This is a genomic window from Acinetobacter sp. YH12100, assembly GCF_013419135.1.
Lineage (GTDB): Bacteria > Pseudomonadota > Gammaproteobacteria > Pseudomonadales > Moraxellaceae > Acinetobacter > Acinetobacter pseudolwoffii.
In genome coordinates this window covers 58,445-81,441 of sequence record NZ_VPAQ01000001.1, presented here as the reverse complement: position 1 = coordinate 81,441, position 22,997 = coordinate 58,445, and the positions used below count along the sequence as shown (strand labels likewise).

The 22,997-nt window shown below is 43.2% G+C and carries 27 protein-coding genes; 18 read left to right on the top strand and 9 right to left on the bottom strand.

Annotated elements, in window-relative coordinates; all coding sequences use genetic code 11:
- The first annotated feature begins 67 nt into the window (after window positions 1-67).
- On the top strand, window positions 68-478 hold the full coding sequence (locus tag FTU40_RS00555; RefSeq protein ID WP_100329791.1) for a DUF4878 domain-containing protein: 411 nt from the start codon (window positions 68-70) through the stop codon (window positions 476-478).
- 97 nt (window positions 479-575) lie between these two features.
- Window positions 576-1,082, top strand: coding sequence for a YiiX/YebB-like N1pC/P60 family cysteine hydrolase (locus tag FTU40_RS00550; RefSeq protein ID WP_157797502.1), 507 nt, complete (start codon window positions 576-578; stop codon window positions 1,080-1,082).
- Between the two features lie 64 nt (window positions 1,083-1,146).
- Here the strand turns inward: FTU40_RS00550 and FTU40_RS00545 are convergent, their stop codons facing one another.
- The 5 genes from FTU40_RS00545 to FTU40_RS00525 form a co-directional block, all read right to left on the bottom strand.
- On the bottom strand, window positions 1,147-1,929 hold the full coding sequence (locus FTU40_RS00545; protein ID WP_100329789.1) for a thiazole synthase: 783 nt from the start codon (window positions 1,927-1,929) through the stop codon (window positions 1,147-1,149).
- A gap of 14 nt (window positions 1,930-1,943) precedes the next feature.
- Window positions 1,944-2,141, bottom strand: a complete 198-nt coding sequence (gene thiS / locus FTU40_RS00540; protein WP_100329788.1) for a sulfur carrier protein ThiS — start codon at window positions 2,139-2,141, stop codon at window positions 1,944-1,946.
- Between the two features lie 35 nt (window positions 2,142-2,176).
- Window positions 2,177-2,542 carry a DUF423 domain-containing protein gene (locus FTU40_RS00535; protein ID WP_005096565.1) on the bottom strand — a complete coding sequence of 122 codons (366 nt, stop codon included), beginning with the start codon at window positions 2,540-2,542 and terminating at the stop codon, window positions 2,177-2,179.
- Window positions 2,543-2,661: 119 nt separating this feature from the next.
- Window positions 2,662-3,531 carry an RNA polymerase sigma factor RpoH gene (rpoH, locus tag FTU40_RS00530; RefSeq protein ID WP_005096567.1) on the bottom strand — a complete coding sequence of 290 codons (870 nt, stop codon included), beginning with the start codon at window positions 3,529-3,531 and terminating at the stop codon, window positions 2,662-2,664.
- A gap of 136 nt (window positions 3,532-3,667) precedes the next feature.
- Window positions 3,668-3,901 carry a sulfurtransferase TusA family protein gene (locus FTU40_RS00525; protein WP_227523618.1) on the bottom strand — a complete coding sequence of 78 codons (234 nt, stop codon included), beginning with the start codon at window positions 3,899-3,901 and terminating at the stop codon, window positions 3,668-3,670.
- A 385-nt stretch (window positions 3,902-4,286) separates the two neighbouring features.
- Here FTU40_RS00525 and FTU40_RS00520 point away from each other — a divergent pair, with 385 nt between their 5' ends.
- On the top strand, window positions 4,287-4,502 hold the full coding sequence (locus FTU40_RS00520) for a cold-shock protein (protein ID WP_004280099.1): 216 nt from the start codon (window positions 4,287-4,289) through the stop codon (window positions 4,500-4,502).
- 101 nt (window positions 4,503-4,603) lie between these two features.
- Window positions 4,604-5,755: an ATP-dependent RNA helicase RhlB gene (gene rhlB, locus FTU40_RS00515; RefSeq protein WP_005096570.1), complete on the top strand. Its 1,152-nt coding sequence runs from the start codon at window positions 4,604-4,606 to the stop codon at window positions 5,753-5,755.
- Window positions 5,756-5,814: 59 nt separating this feature from the next.
- Here rhlB and FTU40_RS00510 read toward each other — a convergent pair whose 3' ends face one another.
- The gene (locus FTU40_RS00510; RefSeq protein ID WP_005096572.1) at window positions 5,815-6,192 is read right to left on the bottom strand and encodes a hypothetical protein; all 378 of its coding nucleotides are present in this window, start codon (window positions 6,190-6,192) and stop codon (window positions 5,815-5,817) included.
- A 264-nt stretch (window positions 6,193-6,456) separates the two neighbouring features.
- Here FTU40_RS00510 and FTU40_RS00505 point away from each other — a divergent pair, with 264 nt between their 5' ends.
- The 13 genes from FTU40_RS00505 (at window position 6,457) to FTU40_RS00445 (ending at window position 19,377) form a co-directional block, all read left to right on the top strand.
- Window positions 6,457-7,038, top strand: coding sequence for a nitroreductase family protein (locus tag FTU40_RS00505; protein WP_005096574.1), 582 nt, complete (start codon window positions 6,457-6,459; stop codon window positions 7,036-7,038).
- A gap of 33 nt (window positions 7,039-7,071) precedes the next feature.
- Window positions 7,072-8,145 (top strand): NAD(P)H-dependent glycerol-3-phosphate dehydrogenase, encoded by a 1,074-nt coding sequence (locus FTU40_RS00500; protein WP_005096576.1) that lies wholly within the window; start codon window positions 7,072-7,074, stop codon window positions 8,143-8,145.
- Between the two features lie 78 nt (window positions 8,146-8,223).
- A complete protein-coding gene (gene sixA, locus FTU40_RS00495) occupies window positions 8,224-8,679 on the top strand; it encodes a phosphohistidine phosphatase SixA (RefSeq protein WP_005096577.1) in 456 nt (151 codons plus the stop codon).
- 28 nt (window positions 8,680-8,707) lie between these two features.
- Window positions 8,708-9,847 (top strand): type II secretion system protein GspL, encoded by a 1,140-nt coding sequence (gene gspL / locus FTU40_RS00490; protein WP_100329786.1) that lies wholly within the window; start codon window positions 8,708-8,710, stop codon window positions 9,845-9,847.
- Window positions 9,847-10,326, top strand: coding sequence for a type II secretion system protein GspM (gene gspM / locus FTU40_RS00485; RefSeq protein WP_100355082.1), 480 nt, complete (start codon window positions 9,847-9,849; stop codon window positions 10,324-10,326). The genes gspL and gspM overlap by 1 nt, the downstream gene beginning before the upstream one ends.
- Window positions 10,327-10,416: 90 nt before the next feature.
- Complete coding sequence (locus FTU40_RS00480; RefSeq protein WP_180039375.1) at window positions 10,417-11,418, top strand: quinone-dependent dihydroorotate dehydrogenase; 1,002 nt, start codon at window positions 10,417-10,419, stop codon at window positions 11,416-11,418.
- Window positions 11,419-11,423: 5 nt separating this feature from the next.
- Window positions 11,424-12,005, top strand: a complete 582-nt coding sequence (locus FTU40_RS00475) for a CvpA family protein (RefSeq protein ID WP_100329783.1) — start codon at window positions 11,424-11,426, stop codon at window positions 12,003-12,005.
- A gap of 24 nt (window positions 12,006-12,029) precedes the next feature.
- Window positions 12,030-13,565, top strand: coding sequence for an amidophosphoribosyltransferase (gene purF, locus FTU40_RS00470; protein WP_005096582.1), 1,536 nt, complete (start codon window positions 12,030-12,032; stop codon window positions 13,563-13,565).
- 90 nt (window positions 13,566-13,655) lie between these two features.
- The gene (locus FTU40_RS00465) at window positions 13,656-15,545 is read left to right on the top strand and encodes a M48 family metalloprotease (protein ID WP_100329782.1); all 1,890 of its coding nucleotides are present in this window, start codon (window positions 13,656-13,658) and stop codon (window positions 15,543-15,545) included.
- A 205-nt stretch (window positions 15,546-15,750) separates the two neighbouring features.
- On the top strand, window positions 15,751-16,392 hold the full coding sequence (locus tag FTU40_RS00460; protein ID WP_005096584.1) for a hypothetical protein: 642 nt from the start codon (window positions 15,751-15,753) through the stop codon (window positions 16,390-16,392).
- Window positions 16,393-16,413: 21 nt separating this feature from the next.
- Window positions 16,414-17,382: a D-glycerate dehydrogenase gene (locus FTU40_RS00455; RefSeq protein ID WP_180039373.1), complete on the top strand. Its 969-nt coding sequence runs from the start codon at window positions 16,414-16,416 to the stop codon at window positions 17,380-17,382.
- Between the two features lie 86 nt (window positions 17,383-17,468).
- A complete protein-coding gene (locus FTU40_RS00450; RefSeq protein ID WP_218951616.1) occupies window positions 17,469-18,911 on the top strand; it encodes a M48 family metalloprotease in 1,443 nt (480 codons plus the stop codon).
- 106 nt (window positions 18,912-19,017) lie between these two features.
- Entirely contained in the window at window positions 19,018-19,377 is a 360-nt protein-coding gene (locus tag FTU40_RS00445) for a hypothetical protein (RefSeq protein ID WP_180039371.1), read from the top strand.
- Between the two features lie 69 nt (window positions 19,378-19,446).
- Here the strand turns inward: FTU40_RS00445 and FTU40_RS00440 are convergent, their stop codons facing one another.
- Together FTU40_RS00440 and rpsU are read right to left on the bottom strand one after the other, a co-directional pair.
- Window positions 19,447-19,893 carry a GatB/YqeY domain-containing protein gene (locus FTU40_RS00440; RefSeq protein WP_004280076.1) on the bottom strand — a complete coding sequence of 149 codons (447 nt, stop codon included), beginning with the start codon at window positions 19,891-19,893 and terminating at the stop codon, window positions 19,447-19,449.
- 33 nt (window positions 19,894-19,926) lie between these two features.
- Window positions 19,927-20,142 (bottom strand): 30S ribosomal protein S21, encoded by a 216-nt coding sequence (rpsU, locus tag FTU40_RS00435; RefSeq protein ID WP_001136722.1) that lies wholly within the window; start codon window positions 20,140-20,142, stop codon window positions 19,927-19,929.
- Between the two features lie 147 nt (window positions 20,143-20,289).
- Between rpsU and tsaD the strand changes: the two genes are divergently transcribed.
- Window positions 20,290-21,306 carry a tRNA (adenosine(37)-N6)-threonylcarbamoyltransferase complex transferase subunit TsaD gene (gene tsaD / locus FTU40_RS00430; RefSeq protein WP_180039369.1) on the top strand — a complete coding sequence of 339 codons (1,017 nt, stop codon included), beginning with the start codon at window positions 20,290-20,292 and terminating at the stop codon, window positions 21,304-21,306.
- Between the two features lie 652 nt (window positions 21,307-21,958).
- On the opposite strand, the gene FTU40_RS00425 is transcribed toward tsaD, so the two are convergent.
- Complete coding sequence (locus FTU40_RS00425; protein ID WP_159515900.1) at window positions 21,959-22,831, bottom strand: ATP-binding protein; 873 nt, start codon at window positions 22,829-22,831, stop codon at window positions 21,959-21,961.
- Window positions 22,832-22,997: the final 166 nt, after the last annotated feature.

Here is a 22,997-nt window from a genome sequence, read left to right as displayed (position 1 = left end):
AAAAAAAGCATAATTATTATGCTTTTTTTTTGACTTTCATTTAATAATTGCTATTGGAATAAATAAGATGAAGAGAATACTGAATTTAGTATTAAGTTTCGGTTTAACGGGAATGCTGGTTGCATGTAGTAGTGTTAAAAATCCAGAAAATGTAGCTCAAGAATATGTTACAGCAGCCTATAAAGGCGATTCAGAAAAAATGCTCTCTTATATTTATATACCTGAAAATGTTAAAGCCCAAGCAGGTTCTGAAGAAATGATTCAAGGCAAAATAAAAGCTGGCGCGGCAAAGGCTAAAGAGCAAGCTGAACGTAAAGGCGGAGTCAAAGAAATTAGTGTGGTAGACAAAAATATCGATGAAGCAAATGGAAAAGGACGGGTGACTATCGGAGTCAGCTTTAAAAATGAAGGCTCTAATTCTGTAACAGATCGAGTAAAACTTATCAAAAATGAAGATAAATGGAAAGTTGATTTATAATCGGTTTAGTTTGATTTTGGGCAGATTAGTTATTCTAATCTGCCTTTTTATTGGGTTTCCCCCCCAAGATACTATAAAGCAAGATAAACAGATTTATATGCCCGAGCACGCATTTCAAGTGGGTGATTGGATTGTTCGGGAAGGGGTGGGTTACGAAAGTTTTTTAATCAAAAAACTGAGTGGGAGTGAATACTCACATATTGGCGTGATTGCAGAAACTCAACCGAATATTTTGGTGGTGCATGCGACCACAGATGATGATCCCTCACATGTAAATCAAGTGATTCAATCAGATATCAGTGATTTTATTGACTCAAAACGAGCAAAAAAGTGGGCAGTTTATAGAGAAAGCAGTTTAGAGCCATATAAAAGAAAAGATATTGCTAGGGCCGTGACAAGGCAGGTAGGAGAGCAATTTATTTTAGGATCAAGAGGTGAGACGCATCGTTATTGCACTACGATTATTGCAGAGAAACTTCCATTGTCTTTACGTAATAAACTGGTCTGGAGCAAGATTGAATTGCCAGGCTTGCAGGGGGAGCTGCTTTTTCCTGATGCTTTATTAAAGCTTGAATCCGTCGAGCTGATTTATAAAAATAGATAATTTAGGATGAGTAAAAGCTAAATGATAGTCAAAGAATCATACAATCCTTTGACTACGATGAGATTTATTTAAAGAAATAACCAGTTTCCGGCGAGCTGGCATTGGCCATACGTTTACGCGGCATACGGCCGGCCAGAAAAGCTTCACGGCCAGCTTCGACTGCTTTTTTCATGGCTGAGGCCATGAGTACCGGATTCTGTGCAGCCGCAATCGCCGTATTCATCAGTACACCATCACAGCCCAGTTCCATCGCAATTGCGGCATCACTTGCAGTACCAACACCGGCATCGACCAGTACAGGCACTTTAGCATTTTCTTTAATAATCGACAGGGTATGTGGATTGAGAATTCCCAGACCTGAACCGATCAGACTGCCCAAAGGCATAATCGCGACACAGCCCATGCTTTCCAGTTCTTGCGCCACGATTGGATCATCCGAAGTATAGACCATGATCTCAAAGCCATCGTCAATCAAGGTACGTGCAGCTTTCAGGGTTTCGGTCACATTCGGATATAAGGTCTTTTCATCGCCTAAAACTTCAAGCTTGACCAGATTATGGCCATCAAGGAGTTCGCGTGCCAGCATACAGGTGCGAACGGCACTATTGGCATCGAAACAACCTGCGGTATTTGGCAAAATGGTATATTTTTCCGGAGGAATGACTGACAGCAGATTCGGCTGATCTGGATGCTGTCCAATATTGACCCGACGAATCGCGACAGTAACAATCTCTGCGCCACTGGTTTGAATGGCTTGCTGAGTTTCATTTAAATCTTTATATTTGCCTGTGCCTACCAAAAGGCGAGACTGGAATTGGCGTGAACCAATCTGTAATAAATCTTGCATAATTGTCCCGAGTATTAGCCGCCACCGACCGCGTGAATAATTTCTATTTTGTCTGTATCGCAAATCGGCGTATCGCCTAATTTGCTTTTAGGAATAATCATTTCATTGACTTCAACTGCAAAACGCTTACCCTCAAGCGCCATACTCTGAATCAGTTCCAGCAGATTCTTGCAGTGAGTTTCCTGTTGTTCGCCATTGATATAAATCATCATTCTAGCTACCCTCCATGATTAAGTGATTTTCAGACTTATCTGGCGTATTTTAAAGCATTCCAAGCCAGAATTAACCATCCTGCAATCATTAAAGCACCACCAATTGGCGTAATTGCGCCTAATCCACGTGGTAACCCCAAGGCCATGATATACAGTGAACCAGAAAATAATAAAATACCGACCTGAATTAGCCAAAAACTCCATTGAATCGGGAGTGTCGGAATGACTTTCGCGAGCAAGGCCAGAATAAGCAAACCTAAGGCATGATAGAAAAAATAATCCGTTGCCGTTTGCCACCAGCCGAGCTGGGCTTCAGTCGCGCGCGCTTTTAAACCATGTGCACCAAAGGCACCGAGCATCACGGCAAGCGCCAAGTTGAGTGCTGAAATCGCAATCCACATTTGAATTGATCTTCCTGATAAAGTTTGCGCTCAACCTTAGCATAAATTCAAAATTCGGACATAAAAAAGCCTTCATCAAAGAAGGCTTTTTCAGATTAAATCAATAACAGAATTTGGTATTAATTGGAGGACATCGCCACTTTAATTTTTTCCATGGCATTTTTTTCCAGCTGACGAATACGTTCCGCGGAAACGTTATATTCGGCGGCCAGCTCATGCAGGGTTGATTTCTCGTCATCTAGCCAGCGGCGCTGCAAGATATTACGTGAACGATCATCGAGCTGATCCATGGCTTCGTGCAGAGCAGAAGTACTTTGTTCCTCATAATCCTCATTTTCAATCAGACGGGCCGGATCATAACGGTTATCTTCAAGATATAAAGCCGGTGCAACATAAGTTGAACCTTCATCATCGTCATCGCCGGAAGCATCAAAAGCAGCATCATATGCCGTCAAACGGCCTTCCATCTCCAGAACTTGTTCTGGTGTGACATTTAAATCATTGGCAATCGACTGTGCTTCTGCGAGGGTCAACTTTTTCGATGATTTTTTCAGGCTACGCAGATTAAAAAACAGTTTACGTTGCGCTTTGGTGGTGGCGATTTTAACAATACGCCAGTTACGGATCACATATTCATGAATTTCCGCCTTAATCCAGTGCACAGCAAATGACACCAAACGTACGCCCATATTCGGGTCAAAACGTTTTACAGCTTTCATCAGACCCAGGTTGCCTTCCTGAATCAGGTCGCCTTGTGGCAGACCATAACCTGCATAACTGCGTGCAATATGCACCACAAAACGCAAATGTGACATGACCAGCATTTTTGCTGCATCTAAATCCTGGTCATAGTAATAGCGTTCAGCCAACTCTTTTTCTTGTTCGGCCGTTAAAATCGGAATCTGATTGACAGTGCTGATATAAGCACCGAGGTTGACCCCTGGCGCCGATAATGACAGGGGCATCAACTGATTGCGGCTGTCACTCATGTGTTCTCCTTGAAGTGCGGGATAACCCTAAACATAGGTTTTATCTTAATCCAATCTCTCCGCAAATAATGGATATTTGGGTAGAGAAATGTAAAAAAGTATACGAAACTAAGATAAACAGTTTAATTGAAAATTTTTAAGATTCAATCAAGTAGTGAAATTCTGAATCAGAAACTTTTCTTGATTCAAGCTTGAGTTGATGAATCTGGCAATAACGGCTGACATCCGTCTGACTATGTGGATCAGAGGATTTGAGCAAGAAAGTTTTCTGATTACCGGCCTTTAGTGCCCGTTTTAACATTAAAAGCGGCATCGGGCAGGGTTTTCCCATGGCATCGATAAGACAATACTGCTCTGGATTTTGCGACATTAGGGTTTCATTCATATAGCAAAAAAATGACAATAAATAGTAACAAAGAAGCGTATAGAACCAAACTGCTTTAATAAAAATCAGGATCTAAAAGAAGATATAAAGTCTTTTGACAATTTTCATGAAAAAAATAACTAAATCAAACAGAACATGCTAAAAAAAATCTATTAATTGTGATAAACCCATGTTAAGCTCGTTGCGTATTTGGGACTTTGAATAAACAAAGTGATTGTTTTTCACCCTATTACATAAATGGATGTAACCGGGATTTTGTTGATAGTTTTACAGAATGATTACAAGCTTAAAAATAATATTTTCAAACTTGTTTGCTCTGCTGTTTGCAACACCGGGTGGTCCTTCTTTTAGTTTCAATGAGGATTAACTTATGACAGCTGCTCGCGAACAAGGCGTAGTTAAGTGGTTTAACGATACTAAAGGCTTCGGCTTTATTCAACGTAACGGCGGTGATGACGTATTTGTTCATTTCCGTGCTATCCAAGGTGACGGCCACCGTTCACTTCGTGATGGTCAACGCGTTGAATTCAGTGTTGTTAAAGGTCAAAAAGGCTTTCAAGCTGAAGAAGTTCAACCATTAGACTAATCTTCGGATTAAGCTAAAAAGAAAACGCTCCAATATAACTTGGGGCGTTTTTTGTTTATACTATCCCCATCTTAGTGATTACCCAAGTAGAGCACCGCTTTATGTCATCTGGTTTTGAAACCTTAAATTTACATCCCAATCTAAAAAAAGCGATTGATGCTTTAGGCTTTACCACCATGACGCCTATCCAGCAGAAGGTTTTAAAATTCACGCTGGCAGGACATGATGCCATTGGCCGTGCACAGACAGGTACCGGTAAAACTGCGGCCTTTTTAATTAGTATCATGAATGATCTATTAAATAATCCGATTCAGGAACAGCGTTATCGTGGTGAACCGCGCGCCCTGATTTTGGCACCGACCCGTGAACTGGCACTGCAAATTGAAAGCGATGCACAGGATCTGGCCAAATATGCCGGTCTCAATGTCGTGACTTTGCTGGGTGGTGTAGATTTTGACAAGCAAAAGAATCAACTAAATAAAGCACCTGTCGATATTATGGTCGCGACACCCGGTCGTTTGATCGATTTTGTCGAGCAAAAAGAAGTCTGGCTGGATCAGATTGAATTTCTGGTCATTGATGAAGCGGATCGTCTACTCGATATGGGCTTTATTCCTTCAGTGAAACGCATTGTGCGTTTTTCGCCGCGTAAGGAGCAACGTCAGACTTTAATGTTCTCTGCAACATTCAGCTATGATGTACTAAATTTGGCCCAGCAATGGTTATTTGAACCGGTCACAGTTGAAATTGAACCGGAAAAGAAAACCAATGCCGATGTCGAGCAACGGGTGTATATGGTGGCTAAGGCCGATAAATATAAACTGTTGCAAGAAATCTTGCGTGATGAGCCGATTGAAAAGGTGATGATTTTCGCCAACCGTCGTGATCAGGTGCGTAAGCTTTATGATCATTTAAAACGTGATGGTTATAAGGTGGTCATGCTGTCTGGTGAGATTGCTCAAGACAAGCGTCTAAAAATGCTAGACCAGTTCAAAAATGGTAAGCACAACATTATGATTGCAACAGATGTTGCGGGTCGTGGTATTCATGTGGATGGTGTTTCACATGTGGTGAACTTCACTTTACCTGAACAGTCAGATGATTATGTACATCGTATTGGACGTACTGGCCGTGCGGGAACACGTGGTGTGAGTATTAGTTTCCTTGCCGAAGATGATGCGTTCTATCTACCAGAAATTGAGAAGGCGATTGGACAGAAATTGCCTTTGACCCGTCTGGAAGGTTATTGCTAATCCAGATTAAAAAAACCGCTCTTGAAGAGCGGTTTTTTTTATGACCATGTGATCTGGACTTATTTGGCCTGACAACGGAAAGTCAAAATGGTTTGATAGTCATCATTCTGGTTTAAACCGGTATTGGTGCCTGCGATATTACCTAAAACAGTCGCTGCTGCCTGAATCATTTGTCCAGTCTGATCATCAACGACACCTTTTAATGCCCCGTTATAACCCGTCTTTTCATCGATAATAATCGCAGTAGCTTTCGAACCACAGGTTTTGCTGGCAGCATTAATGGCATTATTTTTAGCAGTTAGTTGATTTTTACCTAATCCGGTAACCTCAAACTGATTGTTTTCTTTCTGAATTGCCAGTGAGGTTGGGTTAGAAGCGCAGGCAGTTAAAAGTAGAACTGAAGCTGCTAATCCGCTGATCGCAATTGTTTTTTTCATGATAAAATCTCGGGTGAAAACAGAATTAAGCTTATTTGAGCATAGTAAAGCGCACAGAATTTGGAGCTGTTGTATAAGTTTGGAAATTTTTAGTGTGACTCTATGCTAAAAAAGTAATTCAACTGAGTATTTCATTGATTAAAATAAAAATATTGTAATGTTCTTGAGTAATTTTTGCGGCTAAGTCGCGGTGAAGTTTATAGAGTATTACAGCTGGAATATGCTAATCTTGAAAACAGTTTTTAAGTATAGATCTACAAAGCAATGACGGAATCCGTGGTCGACATCGTTCATCAAAATATTCACCAACGTCAATCAATAGGACATTTGCTGGCACCGGCACCGAATGCAGAACAGCTGGAGCTGGCTTTTCAGGCGGCATTGACAGCACCAGATCATCATCGGTTGAAACCCACCACCTTTGTGGTGATACCTGATGCACAGCGTGAAGCATTTGGGGAGCTGTTGTCTCAGGCACTGGTCGATCTGGGTGAAACTGAAACGGCACAGATTGAACGGGTCAAGAATCATCCATTCCGTGCGCCACTATTGGTGCTGGCTTTAACGCGTTTGCAAGATCATCCTAAAGTTCCACATTTTGAACAGATTCTCAGTTCAGGCGCCGCCATACAGAATTTTCTGTTATCACTCCAGATTCAGGGTTTCTCGACCATGTGGCGCAGTGGTGCTGTAGTCGAGTCTGGCCTGTTTAAGCAGGCATTAGGAATTTCAAAAGATGATTTGGTCTCGGGTATTATTTATATTGGCACTGCAGCAAAAGCAATTCCAGCACGCGCAGAGATTCAGACCAGTAATTTTGTAAGTTATTGGAATCAGAACGGTTAATTTGCACGGTATAACAGGGTATTAAAAAATAACATGTCAGAATTAAATTTTTCAGCACTGGTCGAGCCGGTTGCAGTCGATCATAAGACCGCTTTAAGAGTCACGGTGTTGGGTGGGGGCAGTTTTGGTACCGCAATGGCCAATACTGCAGTGCGTAATGGTTGTAATACCATGATCTGGATTCGTGACGAAGCCGTTGCGGCAGATATTAATGCCACGCATATCAATAAACGTTATTTGCCCGATTTCCAGCTGGAAGAAAACTTACTGGCTGTGTCGGATCTGGAACTGGCTGTGCGTGATCGTGATATTATTTTAGTCGCGATTCCAAGTCATTCTTTTCGGGATGTCCTGCAACAAATCAAGCCTTTTATCACCTCACAAGCCGTGATTTCACTCACCAAAGGGATTGAAGCCAAAACTTTTAGCTTCATGAGTGATATTATTCGGGAAGTATTGCCAGAAGTGCCTTATGGAGTGTTGTCCGGGCCGAATCTCGCCAAGGAAATTGTGGCAGGTCAGCCGGCAGGAACCGTGATTGCCAGCGAATCTGAGCTGGTACGTTATGCCGTACAGCAAGCCTTACATAGTGCCTTGTTCCGTGTTTTTGCCAGTGATGATGTACATGGTGTAGAACTCGGTGGTGCCTTAAAAAATATTTATGCCGTCGCGATGGGGATGGCAGCCGCGTATAACGTGGGTGAAAATACCAAGAGTATGATCCTGACCCGTGCACTGGCCGAAATGAGCCGTTTTGCGGTAAAATTGGGCGCGAATCCGCTGACTTTCCTCGGGCTTTCCGGTGTGGGTGATTTATTTGCGACTTGTAGCAGTCCGCTGAGTCGTAATTATCAGGTTGGTTTTGCCTTGGGCAAAGGCAAGACTTTGGAGCAGGCTACTACTGAACTGGGTCAAACTGCAGAAGGGATCAATACCATCGTACAGGTCAAGGCGCGTTCCGAAGAACTGGATGTCTATATGCCAATTACTTCTGCCTTGTATGATGTGATTTTTGAAGGTGCACCACCACTCAATATTGCCTTGTCATTGATGAAAAATGGTCATCGCAGTGATGTGGAATTTGTCTTGCCACATCATCAAGTCTGATCTATAACACAAAGGGACTGTATGTGAATTGTCATATTGGCCAGTTATCATGCAGGCAAAAGAAAATAAGGAAATCCAATGCAACTGACTTTAGTGCGACATGGTGAGGCTGCTCCACCAGTCAATGGCAATGATAGCAAGCGTCCATTGACGGAGCGTGGTCATCAGCAGGCTGAGCAAACTGCACAGTTCTTAAAAAATATGATTAAACCTGAAGTGTTTGTGGTCAGTCCCTTATTGCGTGCACAAGAGACCCTGGCTCATCTGCAGCAGTATTTTCAAGATGTACCCGTGGTGATCTGTAATGCGATTAAACCCGATGATGATGCCAAGGTCGCGGTTGAATGGTTGTCGCAACTGCCTTATGAATCGATTGCCGTGGTGTGTCATATGAATGTGGTGGCACACATTTCTTCTATTTTGCTGGCGGAGTCTTTTCATCCCTATGCATTGGCAGAAGCACGTATCTATGCGCAGCCAGTCATTGCCGCGGGTTTGTCGACAACAGTTAAAAGTTTTATTCCTACATTATAAAACCAATTAAAACGGTAGTACACAATCGATGTTGTATTTATGGATGCCTGAGGCCAATGGGGTTTGGCAATGGTCAACTGGGGAATTCTGGAATACTGCGGAAACACTTGAGCAGTTGATTCAGGAGATCCAGGCTCATCATGGCGAAGAAGCAGTAGTGTTTTTCCCGAGCCGTCATGTGCAAATTTTGCAGCAGACTTTGCCCAAGAGCCAATATAAAAAAATGGGCAATGAGGGCATCAAGTATCTGCTTGAAGAATATGTGGTGCTGCCCGTCGATGCCATGAAAGTGCTGCATCATTTTCAGCAGCCTGATCAGGTCAGTATTATGGGGATTGCGAATTCGACCCTCGAGACCTTGCAGTATTCTCTCAACCTGATTCCCGTCAAGCTGGCGGCTTTGCTGCCAGACTTTTTGGTACTGCCAGTTCCTGAAGCCAATCAGCGGGTGATTACCCAAATTGGTGGGCGCTTGTTGGTACGAGAGGCAGAATATATCGGCCAGTCGCTGGATGATCTGAGTCTGTATCTGGATTATCAGCCCAAAGATTTGCATTATAAAGTTAGTAATCTGAATCAGGATCAGTTAAGTAGCCTAGAAGCACTGGTCACACAGGAGCAGTTAGAATCTTTTCAGTATGTCCTTCCTGTATTGAAAAAACCCAAACAACATGCGTTTAATGTATTGCCCAAAGCTAAATCTGAAGGTGCCATTTCCGGTTACTGGAAAGCATGTGCAGCTGTATTTCTGGGCATATTAGTCTTACAGTTTAGTTATGATGCGGTGCGCTGGTATCAATATAAAAAAGTGGCAAATCAGACCGCTGCACAGGCCGTTGATCAGTTCAAGTACTGGTTTGGGCAAAATTATCCGGTCACTGAGCAGAATATCAAAAGCCAGTTTGAAGGGCAGTTGCGTCAAAGCCAGATCGCCGATACACAGGCATTACAGCTGATTAGTCGGATTGGACCAGTCTTGATGCAGAACCAGATTGTGGCACAACGGATCAATTATGATGCGTCTGTGTTGAGTATGGAGCTCAAGGCCAATTCATCAGATACGCTAAATGCATTGACCAAGCAATTGGGTCAGCAAGGCTTTAAAGTGGAGCTGGGGAATATTCAGGCCAGCGGAACAGGTGCCATTGGGCTGGTGAGGGTGCAATAATGAAAGCCATCGAAGCGCTACAAAATCGCATGGATCAGTCTTTTGAAAAACTGAGGGATTATCTGGACAGTCTCTCGGCACGTGAACGGGTATTGGTGATTTTTACCACTATTTTTGTAGTTGTGGCTGCGGTCAGTTCAGCACTCTGGTATATGCATCAGGCAGCAGACACCCAGCAGAAACGTTTAAATCAGCTGAAAGATACCATTGTCTGGATGCAAAGTAATGCAGTCACCATAAAGCCTGCTGGAGACATGCAGCTGGATGCCGCAGAGAAAGTACAGCGGGTGGCACAGCAACAAGGTCTTTCGGTTGCATCCCAGCAAATAGATGGAAAAATTCAATTGGCGGTCATGCATGAAAATTATGCAGTTTTGGCAAACTTCCTGACTCAACTGGCACAAATGGGTCTAAGTGTTGAGAAAATGGAACTAAATAATGAAGCAGGACAGATTAAATTAACCGCGACCGTGCAATAAACGGTAAAAATAAAGATTTGCAAAGCATGGTTTTTTTGTCAGCCTATGCCTATAATATGCCGACTTAAAAAGCAGTAGACTTTTCTAGATATGTTGTATTCTCTAGCCCGCCCTTTGTTGTTTTCTTTAGCACCAGAGCGTGCACATGAGCTGACACTATCACTATTAAAATCATCCCATAAAATGGGCTTGATGCGTCAAAATGTTACTGCAAAACCTGTAACCTGTATGGGAATCGAATTTCCCAATCCAGTAGGGCTTGCGGCAGGTTTAGACAAAAATGGTGCTTATATTGATGCCCTTGCTGGTCAAGGTTTTGGTTTTATTGAAATTGGTACCATTACGCCGCGACCGCAAGCAGGCAACCCTCATCCGCGTTTGTTCCGTCTGCCGCAGGCCAAAGCTATTATTAACCGTATGGGCTTTAACAATGATGGCGTGGATCAGCTGGTTGAAAATGTCAAAGCGGCCAAATTTAAAGGCATTCTCGGTATCAATATCGGTAAAAACGCTGATACTCCGGTAGAAAAAGCAGTAGATGATTACCTCATCTGTTTAGAAAAAGTCTATAATTATGCTTCTTATATTACCGTCAACATTTCTTCTCCCAATACCAAAAACCTGCGCAGCCTGCAAAGTGGTGATGCACTGACCGAACTGCTGGAAACACTGAAGAAGCGTCAGCTTGAATTGGCTCAGGAATACCAGCATTATGTACCTTTGGTACTCAAAGTGGCGCCTGATCTGGATAACAGCGATATTGCCTTTATTGCCAAACAGTTATTGCAATTCAAGATCGATGGCCTGATCGTGACTAATACCACACTGTCACGTGAAGGGGTGGAAGGTCTGGCGCATGCAGAGGAGGCAGGTGGTCTATCTGGCGCGCCAGTCTTTGAGAAAAGTACCGCATGTCTGGCTGCATTTGCTGCGGTATTAAAAGGACAAATTCCATTGATTGGTGTGGGTGGTATTCTTTCAGGTGTAGATGCTGCTGCCAAGAAACAGGCAGGCGCCAGCCTTGTACAAGTTTATAGTGGCCTCATCTATACCGGACCTAAACTTGTAAAAGATTGTGTAGACGCACTTTAAATCCTATGAATGCCATTGATATCTTTCTACTGATTATCTTGCTCATTGGAGGGCTCAACGGTTTGCGTCAAGGATTTATTAAAGCCTTTGCGAACTTAGTGGGATGGATCTTTGCCCTGATTGTTGCGGCAAAATATTCAACGCTACTTGCGCCGTCTATGGTTGCTCTGAGTACAGATCCAGTCGTACAAAAGATTGCGGCCTTCGCCTTTATCGTCCTGCTGATTGTAGTTCTGACCTGGATCGTTACTGCACTGTTGAACCGTATTTTAAAGAGTTTTAAACTGGGTCCTCTCAACCGTCTGGCGGGTGGTGTCTTTGGTAGCCTGAAAGGTTTGCTGATTGTCCTGATTACCATGCAGGGGATTGGCCCGTGGGTAGAAAGCTCACCGCACTGGAAACAGTCCAAGTTTATTCAAGCCTTATTGCCTTATGCGCCTTGGGCGACTCAAATGTCGAAAGAAGCCGCGAATGGCGCACTACAACATATCAAACCTGAAGGGACATCGAAACCTTCAGCTTCATCATCTGAAACATCTTCCAAATCTGGAGCTGCAGATGAGTCTACAAATAATCCTTTTTATTAATCCTAGCTTGTCTGCGAGGTTGCTATGTGTGGAGTAGTTGGTATAGCTGGTAAATCACCCGTTAACCAAATGTTGTTTGATGCATTAACGATGTTACAACATCGTGGACAAGATGCAGCTGGGATCGTGACATGTGATGAAGGACGTTTATTCCTGCGCAAAGACAATGGGATGGTGCGTGATGTATTTCATACCCGTCATATGCGTGCCTTGAAAGGAAATTACGGTATTGGCCACGTGCGTTATCCAACAGCCGGTTCATCGAGCAGTGCAGAAGCACAGCCATTTTATGTGAACTCGCCGTATGGAATTACCTTGGCGCATAACGGTAACCTGACCAATGCCGAAGAAATTCATGATGATCTGTTCAAAACTGACTTGCGTCATATGAACACGGATTCTGATTCAGAAGTACTGCTAAATGTGTTGGCGCATGAATTGCAAAAACATGGCAAATTGGTGCCGACTTCGGAAGATATTTTCCACGCGGTAACACGTGTGCATGAGCGTTGTAAAGGCGCTTATGGTGTGGTAGCAATGATTACCGGACAAGGTCTGGTGGGCTTCCGTGATCCGAATGGTATCCGTCCACTGATTTACGGTTCACGTGAAACTGAACAGGGCATGGAATATATCATAGCTTCTGAATCGGTTGCGATTACTGCGCTGGGCTTCAAAGTTGAGCGTGATATTCAGCCAGGTGAAGCGGTATTTATCGATTTACAAGGTAATTTCTTTACCAAGCAATGTGCGAGCAATCCTGAATATCGTCCATGTATTTTTGAATATGTGTATTTTGCCCGTCCGGATGCCATTATTGATGGAATCTCGGTGTATAAAGCACGTCTGAAAATGGGTGAGAAGCTGGCGCAAAAAATTCTGCGCGAGTGGGGTGAAGAGCATGATATCGATGTGGTGATTCCGATTCCGGATACTTCACGTACTTCTGCATTGGAACTTGCCAATATGCTGGGTGTGAAATTCCGTGAAGGTTTCATGAAAAACCGTTATATCGGTCGTACTTTTATTATGCCAGGTCAGCAACTACGTAAAAAATCGGTACGTCAAAAACTGAACCCGGTTGAGCTTGAATTTAAGGGTAAAAACGTACTATTGGTCGATGACTCGATTGTGCGTGGTACGACCTGTAATGAAATTATCCAGATGGCACGTGATTCTGGTGCGAAAAAAGTCTTCTTTGCTTCCGCAGCACCGATGGTGAAATATCCAAACGTGTACGGTATCGATATGCCGGCAAAATCAGAGCTAATTGCCTCAGATCGTAGCGTTGAAGAAATTCGTGAAATTATTGGTGCAGACCGTTTGGTGTTCCAGGATCTGGAAGATTTAAAAGATGCAGTTCGAACCACCAAAGTGCCAGATCTGAAAGATTTTGACTGTTCGGTATTTGACGGCGTTTATGTCGCGGGTGGTATTGATGCGCAGTATCTGGATGATCTACAGCAAAAACGTAGTGACAGTGCCATGAAAGAAGGGAATTACATCGATGTGAATATCGATGCAGCTTCTGTGGATTTAACTGGCGTACGTGAAGTCTAAGCGCTTAAAATCATCATGAAAAAGCGGGAATTTCCCGCTTTTTTGTTTTATGATGAACCCATTGAAAATAATCTTAACTAGGGTTCTACATTGCGCAACGTAGGATATGATTTTATAAAAAACAAGAATATCGTATTGCCTGTAAGCTTCTGCTTGATTGCTGTGCTGTTAACTATTTTTATTATCAATACCGTTGTTGGTCTATTCGTTTTTTATGTTGATTCTACCCAGTCTATTTTCTGGCATATGCTCAGTCCTTATCTGATTGCTTTGCTGTTATGTGCCATGATGATCTCGGTCATCTATGAATTTTATCTTTTCCGGAATGGCGGTTATTCGCTGGCAAAACAGATGGGTGCGCGCCGTCTCAGCCCGATGGAAAGTATTCCTGAGGAAAGTGTGGCACTGCAAATTACCCAGCAGCTGGCCGATACCTTTTTAATTGAACCTCCGGCGGTGTATGTACTGCCCGATGAAGTTGGAGTTAATACGCTGACGGCGGGTTTTAGCCCGCGAGATACCGCGATTATTCTGACTTGGGGTGCGGTACAAACTCTGGATAAAGTCGAGCTGTATGGTTTACTCAGTCACGAATTTAATAAAATTCTGTCGGGTGAAACTGCGGAAAATACCCGCTTAAAAATTTTGTATAGCAGTTTAACCACCTTTAGCCAGTGGGGCAGCAAAATTGCCAAATCTGGTTTCTATCGAACTGGTATTCGACGTGAAAATAAGTTTGAAACCTTTTATGTCGCAATTGGCGCAGTAATCTGGCTGATTGGCAGTTTGGGGGTATTGATCACACGCTTTATTAAATATATTTCACTGGGTGGACGCACTTTTAAGAATGACCAGAAAACTCGCCGCCTGATTCAAAATGATGCCAATATCCAGACTTTACTCAGAATTCATGTGCATCATTCCGGTTCGCAAATCTATAGTGAATATGCCGAATCCATTTCCCATATGTGTTTTGCCAATTCCTTGAGTCCGCAAAACTGGTTGAATATTCACCCAAATATTAATCAACGAATTTATGAATTAAATCCTGCCCTGATTCAGGATTTGCAGCTCGAGAACTTGAAGAAACTCAAGAATCAGCCTTTATTCAGTTTATTTCGTTCTCTGGAAGAAGTGGTGCCCGAGACTGCGATGAGCTGGAGTTCGCCACAGCCTCTGCCGTTGTTGCGTCTATCTCCAATCAGCTTTGCAATTAAAGATGCGATCAAGCCACTGAATCCAGAGCTGCGGCTGAGTATGCCGCGTCCGGAGTTGCTTGAACGTGCATTGCAGACGGCGACCGGCTCGCGTGAAGTCATGGTTGCCATTTTGATGATTCGTCAATATCGTGAATTTATTCCGACTGAGGCTGAGGTGAGCCGCGCCATTGTAGATTCACTGCTGAATCTGGATGGGCGGGTGCATATTTCGATTTTCCAGCAAGCTTGTAAGAATATTGGCGGGATGCCCACCACAGTTGCACGTCAGTTTTTGATGAAACTGGCACGAATTATTCAGGAAGATGGTGAAATTGGCTTGCTCGATGCCTTATTGCTGGAATGTGTCAAATATGAACTGAATCTATTGCCCGCACATATTCCAACAGCTTTGGATGAAGTTAAGCCCCAGATTGTGCGTCTGATTGATGCCTTGTTGCATGTGCAGCAGATTAATAGCGGAAACCAGCTTGAGGTTCGCGAACGCATTTTAAACCGGATTTTGTCGGCTCGAGAATTGGACTTATACAATGAAATTTCTGATGAGCCGATTGATCTGGCGGAAATTCTGAATGATATTGCGGGACTTTTACTGCGTGAACGTCTCGGGATTTTGGGGATCGCAGAAGCCTGTTTGTGGAGCGACCGTATTGTGACTCAGGACGAACTGGATGTGATGGAACTGCTTTATTGGCGCTTGGGTTTTGAGGCAGAGCAGATTATTCAACAAATGTTGAAGAAAAACAGTTTAACCATTATGTAAAAAAGAAGATAACAATTCACAGTTTGAGACTGCATCTGTTATAACAGAGGCAGTGATTTAATTGCGTATTAAAAATACAGTTTTTAGCAGGCAGATCGACTTTGTATTAGAATCCATCAGGATAAAAAAGAAAAGCGGAAAAAGTTCGGCAAAGTAGAGGCAATCCGGCTAAAATGTTCAGCCTGAAATTGGTGATGATGAAAAGATGATAGGGCATCAGCGTGACATACTGGCAACATTAGGAATTGATCTCTGGATTCCTAGGGACAGCGCATGTCAGCCACATCAGGTCTCGATCTGGCGTGATCAGGCCGCACCAGAATTTCACAGTGACATTGTCTTGCCTCAGTCCAAGCAGCCCGAGGTATTTACAGATCTATCAATTCCTGAGCCGGTTATTCAACCCGAAGCTGAAGTCATGCCTGTGGTATCAGTGCCCACGCCAGTACTGGTTCAGGAACAGCGTGAAATCATACAAATTCCGCCATTTAGTTTGCAGATTTTAAGTCTGGCCTATTGCAGTATTGTGATTGATGCGACTGCAATGACTGAAGAAACCCAGAATTTATGGACGAATATCCAGCGTGCAGTGGTCAGCGAGTTTTGTGAGCTGAACTGGCCATTTCCTTGGGCCAATGTTCAGGATGGGCGCGGTGTGGACTCTTATATTCAGGGTTTTCTCGATGGGATGAGTGCCGAGAAAAATATTATTTTCTTGGGAACTGTACCTTATATTTCAAATAGTAAAATAATCCAGTTGGCTTCTTTACAGGAAATGCTGGATCAGCCAATTTTGAAAAAACGTTTATGGCAGTTTATGCAAAATAGGTCTGCCAGCTTGAAATAATATGAGTTTGGAATAAAAAATATGAAACAAAAAGTGGTTGTATTTAGTCAGATCGATGCTGATATTCAAAATAAACTTGAACAAACTTATGATGTCGCCTATATACAACCCAAGTTAGGCGATGTGAACCAGCAGCTTTTGCAGCAGGTTCAGGATGCCGATGGCATGATTGGAGCAGGTCGATTGCTGAATCGTAACAATCTGGCGACTGCCACCCGGCTTAAAGTCATTTCCAGTGTCAGTGTCGGTTATGACAACTATGAACTTGATTATTTAAATGAAAAAAATATCTATCTCAGCCATACCCCGCATGTACTGACTGAAACCACGGCAGATCTGGCTTTTACATTGCTGATGTCTGCGGCACGTAAAGTGGCCTATCTGGATCACTGGACCAAACAAGGACAATGGCAGCGTACTGTTGGTGAAGCACAATTTGGTCTGGATATTTTTGGAAAAACTTTAGGTATTATCGGTCTGGGTCATATTGGAGCTGCAGTTGCACGTCGTGGTTTTTATGGTTTCAATATGAATATTTTGTACCATAACCGCCGTGAAAAACCAGAATTGGCCCAAGGCCTGAATGCACAGTATTCTGACTTAGATGAACTATTACAGCGTTCCGACTTTGTCGTTATTGCGGTTGACTTAAATGCTGATTCTAAAGCGCTGATTGCAGCGGCTGAGTTGGAAAAAATGCAACCACATGCGGTATTGGTGAATATTTCACGTGGCTCAGTCATTGATGAGCAGGCTTTAATTGACGCTTTAAAAGCCAAGCAGATTTTTGCTGCCGGTCTCGATGTCTATCAGAAAGAACCGCTAAAAGAATCAGAATTATTCCATTTGGATAATGTCGTTACCTTACCGCATGTGGGTTCGGCTACCGCCGCCACCCGTAAAAAAATGGCCGAATTGGCCTATCAGAATCTGGTGGATGCTTTAGAAGGGCGAGTGCCACGCTATGTGGTTAATCCTGAGTTTCAATAATATTAAATAACATTTTCTTGCGTATATGCCCATTTTTCAATGCTATATTCAAGGCAGCTTAGAACAATAGATTTAGAGATTTTTCATTGAAACGATTGGCGTTGGCGTGTGGCTTAACGATGTGCATGGTGACAGGGCATAGCTCTAGCCATGATTTTAATCAAGCGACTGCACACTTTTCTGTGCCTGATATTGGTACAGGCGTGGGTTTACTCGATCAGCAAAAAGAAAGAATGATCGGTGAAAAAGTCTATCGCGAAGTGCATAAGCAAATGCCAGTCATGCAGAATCCATGGCTGGAAGACCAGCTGCTGTCGGTATTTTCTCATATTCTCAGTCAGACTCAGTTACAACAGCCCATTGGTTTGCTGGTGATTAATGATCCACAAATTAATGCTTTTGCTGTGCCGGGAGGGCTGTTTGCTCTTAATGCTGGTTTAATCAATTCAGCCCGAAATATGGATGAAGTGGCGGGGGTGATGGCGCATGAAATTGCACATGTCACACAACGTCATTACAGTCGCTCTCAAGATGCTTTTAAGGGGCAGGGTTTGCTGGCATTGGCCGGAATTCTGGTCGGGGCATTGGTGGCCTCTCAGGCGGATGGTGATGCGGGTGCTGCGGTGATGATGGGTTCGCAAGCCGCGTTGATGGATAAACAGCTGACTTATAGTCGTAATCAGGAGCGTGAAGCAGACCGAATTGGCATGCAATATATGTATCGTTCGGGCTATAACCCGCATAGTATGGCTGACTTCTTCGAAGTCATGCATCGCTCGACCAGTCGCTTAAGCTTCCTGCCGGATTTCTGGTTCACCCATCCACTGACGACTGAGCGTATGAGTGAAGCACGTTTGCGTGCCAATCAGCTGCCTGCGGTCAAACCTAAGCTGAATGGTCAGGACTTTGAGATTATCAAATGGTATAGCAGGGTGCTGTCTCGCCAGACCAGTGAGGAGCAGCTCAGTTTGATGAATCGGCAGAATAATTTTGCCGGTCAGCTTGCTTTGGCTGCCTACCAGATACAGCAAAGTGATTTTCAGGCCGCACAGGCTGCTTTAGATCAGGCGAAAAAGCATAACCAGATGCATCCTTTATTGGTCTTGTTTCAGACTGATATTTACTTAGGTCAGAACCAGTTGAATGCAGCGTTGAAAAGTGTGGCTTCGGCAGCGCGGATCATGCCGGAAAACCGCGCACTCAATTATAAATATGCAGAAGTCTTGATTCGTGCCCAGCAACCTGATCAAGCTAAACAGATTGTACAAAAGTTTTTGAATGCCAATTCCCGCGATGTGAGCGGCTGGCGACTGATGCAACTGGCGACCAATGCAGAGCCTGCATCGGCAATCAAGGCCGCCAATGTGCTGCGTTATCGTGCAGAAGTAGAATACTGGTCCGGATATGAAGAAACCGCGATCAAATCATTATTACATGCACAGCGTAGCGTGAAAAATAATCAATCTTTATCGTCCGCCATTCGCCAACGTCTGAAACAGATGCAGCAGGCACATCAATATAAGATTTAAAGCTGAACTGGGTTTTAAGTTTTTGTATCAGGATGTTATGGCAAGAATATATTCAATCAGGCTACAATCTTTCTAAATATTAGTGTGATTAAATCCGAAGCATGATATGAAAAAAATACTATTGGGCGTGTGTCTACTGGGGTGGAATTATGGGGTTTTTGCTGCGAGTGCTGTTGAATATGTAGAAGCGGTAGAACGAATTAATGCGGATTATAAAAAGGAATCGCGTCAATTTTTAAGTGGTTTAAATCCGCAGCAACAGGGATTTAGTCCTGAGCAGAATGCAAAATTTTGTGGAATAGTAGGACGCTATGTTGATCGTTTATATCAAGCCGCTGACCAGAATCGTGCTTATCTGGATCGTAAGTTTCAAAATATGAGTAAACAGGATGTAATTGTAGAAGTGAAATCGTCTAAAGAGATGCAATTACTTAAGCGTTATCAGGTCGATTGTAATTTGCAATAAGAATACGTCAGGAACTGTCTTTGATTAAAGGCAGTTCAACGTTAAAGAGGAAATACTAGAAAGTAGGGATTAAGCAAGTTGCGCTTTGATTTTGGCGGAAACTTGTGCAGGATCGGCGCGCCCGGCTATGAGCGGACGCAGAGAATTCATCACCTTACCCATATCTTTCATGCTAGTAGCTTGTTGCGCTGCAATAGCTTGCGCAATCATGGAATCAAGTTCTTCCTCAGTCATAGCTTCTGGTAGAAACTGAGACAAAATCTCAATTTCGGCTTGTTCCTTACTAGCTAAATCATCTCGGCCAGCGCCTGCAAAGGCTTTAACCGATTCTTTACGTTGTTTAATTTGTTTTTCAATGACCGCAAGAACCTGAGCGTCGTCAAGTTCTTTGCGCTCATCGACTTCGATTTGCTTAATTGCTGCCTGTAGACTACGAATGACCGTCAGCTTGGACATTTCTTTGGCACGCATTGTTGCTTTCAAAACATCCGTGATTTGGTCTTTTAAAGTCGTCATTATTTATTCCAGGCAATCAATCACAAATTAATCTTAGTAAAGGCGAGTCGTACGTACTGATTCACGCGCCAATTTCTTTTGGTAGCGTTTAACAGCAGCAGCTTTTTTGCGCTTACGTTCTTGAGTTGGTTTCTCGTAGAATTCACGCTTACGTACGTCAGCAAGAACACCCGCTTTTTCGCATGAACGTTTGAAACGACGGATAGCTACGTCTACTGGTTCGCCTTCTTTCAATTTAACTTGTGGCATGAAGAATCCTCATATCAGTTAGGGTAAGATCTCGGGCTGAATTGCCCTCAATCACAAGTGAAGGTCAGTATTTTACTCATTTACATCTCATACCACAAGTCTATAATAGTTGCTGCAATAGAATTGATACAGGTTATAGGCAGTTTAATGATCGTTTTAGGCTTGGAAACGTCGTGTGATGAAACAGGACTTGCGCTGTATGACAGCGAGTTGGGTTTGCGCGGACAGGTGCTTTATAGCCAGATTAAACTGCATGCAGAATATGGCGGTGTAGTTCCAGAGCTGGCGTCACGTGATCATGTGCGTAAACTGATTCCACTCATCAATGAGCTGCTTGAGCAGAGCGGCGTGAACAAATCAGAAATTGATGCAGTGGCATATACCCGTGGCCCAGGTCTGATGGGCGCATTAATGACAGGTGCGTTGTTTGGTCGAACTTTGGCCTTTGCATTGAACAAACCGGCAATTGGTGTTCATCATATGGAGGGGCATATGCTCGCACCATTGTTGTCTGAAATAGCGCCAGAATTTCCATTTGTGGCGCTGTTGGTCTCTGGTGGGCATTCACAGCTGATGGCAGCCTATGGCATTGGCCAGTATGAATTGCTGGGTGAATCGATTGATGATGCAGCCGGAGAAGCATTCGATAAAGTGGCGAAAATGATGGGTCTGCCCTATCCAGGTGGGCCAAACATTTCCAAACTGGCTGAACAAGGCAATCCTGCTGCTTTTGCTTTCCCACGTCCAATGCTCCATCAAGGGCTGGAATTCTCATTTAGCGGTTTAAAAACTGCTGTATCTGTACAAATGAAAAAACTGGGTGATGAAAACCGTGATGCAGATATTGCAGCAAGTTTTCAGGAAGCCATTGTCGATACCTTGGTGAAAAAGTCAGTCAAAGCATTGAAACAGACGGGCTTGAAGCGCTTAGTGATTGCCGGTGGTGTCAGTGCCAACAAGCGCTTACGTGAGCGTTTAGAAGCAGATTTAGCCAAAATTAAAGCGACTGTTTATTATGCAGAACCGGCACTTTGTACTGATAATGGCGCGATGATTGCCTTTGCCGGTTATCAGCGTTTAAAAGCAGGCCAACAGGATGGCTTGGCGGTGACGACGACACCACGTTGGCCAATGACGGAATTAACCAATCCTGCGGAAGTATAAATTCAGCTTGACAGAAAGAGGCTTAGGCCTCTTTTTTTATTTGCTTAGTTACGGATGAGGTCAGAGTTGATCAGGCTGCCATGTTTTTGTTTTGACATCATATTTATACTGAACTTTATTTATATAGGTTGATTGGAAAGAGGTGTGTTTGCCTTCTTTGATCAGATGGAAGCAATTACGTATATTGCTATAAGTTTCATGTGTGCCAACATCACCATCGTACTGTGAACCCATGATACATACTTTTGAATCTTTCAATGAGTAAGTGTAACTAGGCTTTTTGATGATATTGTCTTTATCATCGTCCCAGCCAGTAAACTGATAAGTGAGTGGATATGCAAGACCTGTTCGAGTGTCTAATGCCACCATTTAATAGAATATATTGATAATTAAAATTTGCTTTTGATGTTTTTAAAGCATGTCGATATTGGGCAATATTTTTTTTTGAGCAAAAGTTTCCATTAAAAAGATCGGATTGACAGTCGGATGCTTTTTGAACCGACCCATTCGTTTGCGCATAGATTGCGGTAGTTGAAATCAGAAAATAGGCTTATAAATATTTTATTGAACATTGTTGTCATCGTTTTAGTTGTTTTAAGAATAAGAAAAGACGCTATCAATAGTTGTGAATTGATAGCGAAATTGTACGGGATTATAGGATTTTTAACTGCTGCGACCCAATCCAGTGCTTGGAAAACTGATACGCGGCACGTCCCGAACGTTGACCGCGTGCCTGACACCAGCGCAAGGCTTCGGCTCGGGTTTCCGGGGTCAATTCCATCTCAGCCTTTTTAAGATAATGCTCTACAATTTCCAGATATAAATTCTGATCCATTGGATAAAAAGACAGCCATAAGCCGAAACGGTCAGATAGCGAAATCTTCTCTTCAATTGCTTCCTGAGGATGTAGCTCAGTATATTGCGGAACATCGACCCGGGTGACAGGCGTATTTTCATGCATAAATTCTGGCAGTAAATGGCGGCGGTTACTGGTCGCATAAATCACAAAATTACTCGAACCCGATTGCAATGAACCATCTAATACACTTTTTAAACTGCGATAATTTTCATCTTCTGCATTAAAGGCCAGATCATCACAATAGACAATAAACTTTTCAGGACGGTCTGCAATCAGTTTTTGAATTTCCGGAAGTTCTGACAAGTCATCGCGTTCAATCTCAATCAGGCGTAAACCTTGCGCTGCGTATTCGGTCAGCAGGGCACGAACGATAGAGGATTTACCGGTGCCACGCGAACCAGTCAGCAAGACATCATTGGCAGGCAAGCCATTTAAGAACTGCAAAGTATTCTGGATGACTTTTTCTTTTTGTCGCTCAATCCCTTTTAAATCGGCCAGTTCCATCTGTCTAAGCTGATGAATGGGCTTGAGTTCACCCTGTTGCCATTTATAGGCATGTGCAGAAAAATCAGGAGCATGTTTCAGCTCGGGCAGGCTTTGCTGAAGTTGCAGCAGAACAGTCGAAAGGGTATTCAAGATATTGTCAGGTAACTCAATTTTCGCCATGATCTCAGCATTACAGATTTAAAATTATGTCTAGGATACTATCACCCTAAAATTCACAGTCAAAGCCTGAAAAGTGTGATAATTTGCTTAAAGCAGAGAATTTTCGCTATTGTTGTTATGAACAGATCGGTGCATATTTTCTACGCAGTGCAAGATGAATGAAAAA

What these genes read in the sequence shown, in the direction of transcription:
- FTU40_RS00555 (WP_100329791.1), top strand. Translation starts at nt 68, where the DNA reads ATGAAGAGAATACTGAATTTAGTATTAAGTTTCGGTTTAACGGGAATG.
- FTU40_RS00550 (WP_157797502.1), top strand. Translation starts at nt 576, where the DNA reads ATGCCCGAGCACGCATTTCAAGTGGGTGATTGGATTGTTCGGGAAGGG.
- FTU40_RS00545 (WP_100329789.1), bottom strand. Translation starts at nt 1,929, where the DNA reads ATGCAAGATTTATTACAGATTGGTTCACGCCAATTCCAGTCTCGCCTT.
- thiS (WP_100329788.1), bottom strand. Translation starts at nt 2,141, where the DNA reads ATGATGATTTATATCAATGGCGAACAACAGGAAACTCACTGCAAGAAT.
- FTU40_RS00535 (WP_005096565.1), bottom strand. Translation starts at nt 2,542, where the DNA reads ATGTGGATTGCGATTTCAGCACTCAACTTGGCGCTTGCCGTGATGCTC.
- rpoH (WP_005096567.1), bottom strand. Translation starts at nt 3,531, where the DNA reads ATGAGTGACAGCCGCAATCAGTTGATGCCCCTGTCATTATCGGCGCCA.
- FTU40_RS00525 (WP_227523618.1), bottom strand. Translation starts at nt 3,901, where the DNA reads ATGTCGCAAAATCCAGAGCAGTATTGTCTTATCGATGCCATGGGAAAA.
- FTU40_RS00520 (WP_004280099.1), top strand. Translation starts at nt 4,287, where the DNA reads ATGACAGCTGCTCGCGAACAAGGCGTAGTTAAGTGGTTTAACGATACT.
- rhlB (WP_005096570.1), top strand. Translation starts at nt 4,604, where the DNA reads ATGTCATCTGGTTTTGAAACCTTAAATTTACATCCCAATCTAAAAAAA.
- FTU40_RS00510 (WP_005096572.1), bottom strand. Translation starts at nt 6,192, where the DNA reads ATGAAAAAAACAATTGCGATCAGCGGATTAGCAGCTTCAGTTCTACTT.
- FTU40_RS00505 (WP_005096574.1), top strand. Translation starts at nt 6,457, where the DNA reads ATGACGGAATCCGTGGTCGACATCGTTCATCAAAATATTCACCAACGT.
- FTU40_RS00500 (WP_005096576.1), top strand. Translation starts at nt 7,072, where the DNA reads ATGTCAGAATTAAATTTTTCAGCACTGGTCGAGCCGGTTGCAGTCGAT.
- sixA (WP_005096577.1), top strand. Translation starts at nt 8,224, where the DNA reads ATGCAACTGACTTTAGTGCGACATGGTGAGGCTGCTCCACCAGTCAAT.
- gspL (WP_100329786.1), top strand. Translation starts at nt 8,708, where the DNA reads ATGTTGTATTTATGGATGCCTGAGGCCAATGGGGTTTGGCAATGGTCA.
- gspM (WP_100355082.1), top strand. Translation starts at nt 9,847, where the DNA reads ATGAAAGCCATCGAAGCGCTACAAAATCGCATGGATCAGTCTTTTGAA.
- FTU40_RS00480 (WP_180039375.1), top strand. Translation starts at nt 10,417, where the DNA reads ATGTTGTATTCTCTAGCCCGCCCTTTGTTGTTTTCTTTAGCACCAGAG.
- FTU40_RS00475 (WP_100329783.1), top strand. Translation starts at nt 11,424, where the DNA reads ATGAATGCCATTGATATCTTTCTACTGATTATCTTGCTCATTGGAGGG.
- purF (WP_005096582.1), top strand. Translation starts at nt 12,030, where the DNA reads ATGTGTGGAGTAGTTGGTATAGCTGGTAAATCACCCGTTAACCAAATG.
- FTU40_RS00460 (WP_005096584.1), top strand. Translation starts at nt 15,751, where the DNA reads ATGATAGGGCATCAGCGTGACATACTGGCAACATTAGGAATTGATCTC.
- FTU40_RS00455 (WP_180039373.1), top strand. Translation starts at nt 16,414, where the DNA reads ATGAAACAAAAAGTGGTTGTATTTAGTCAGATCGATGCTGATATTCAA.
- FTU40_RS00445 (WP_180039371.1), top strand. Translation starts at nt 19,018, where the DNA reads ATGAAAAAAATACTATTGGGCGTGTGTCTACTGGGGTGGAATTATGGG.
- FTU40_RS00440 (WP_004280076.1), bottom strand. Translation starts at nt 19,893, where the DNA reads ATGACGACTTTAAAAGACCAAATCACGGATGTTTTGAAAGCAACAATG.
- rpsU (WP_001136722.1), bottom strand. Translation starts at nt 20,142, where the DNA reads ATGCCACAAGTTAAATTGAAAGAAGGCGAACCAGTAGACGTAGCTATC.
- tsaD (WP_180039369.1), top strand. Translation starts at nt 20,290, where the DNA reads ATGATCGTTTTAGGCTTGGAAACGTCGTGTGATGAAACAGGACTTGCG.
- FTU40_RS00425 (WP_159515900.1), bottom strand. Translation starts at nt 22,831, where the DNA reads ATGGCGAAAATTGAGTTACCTGACAATATCTTGAATACCCTTTCGACT.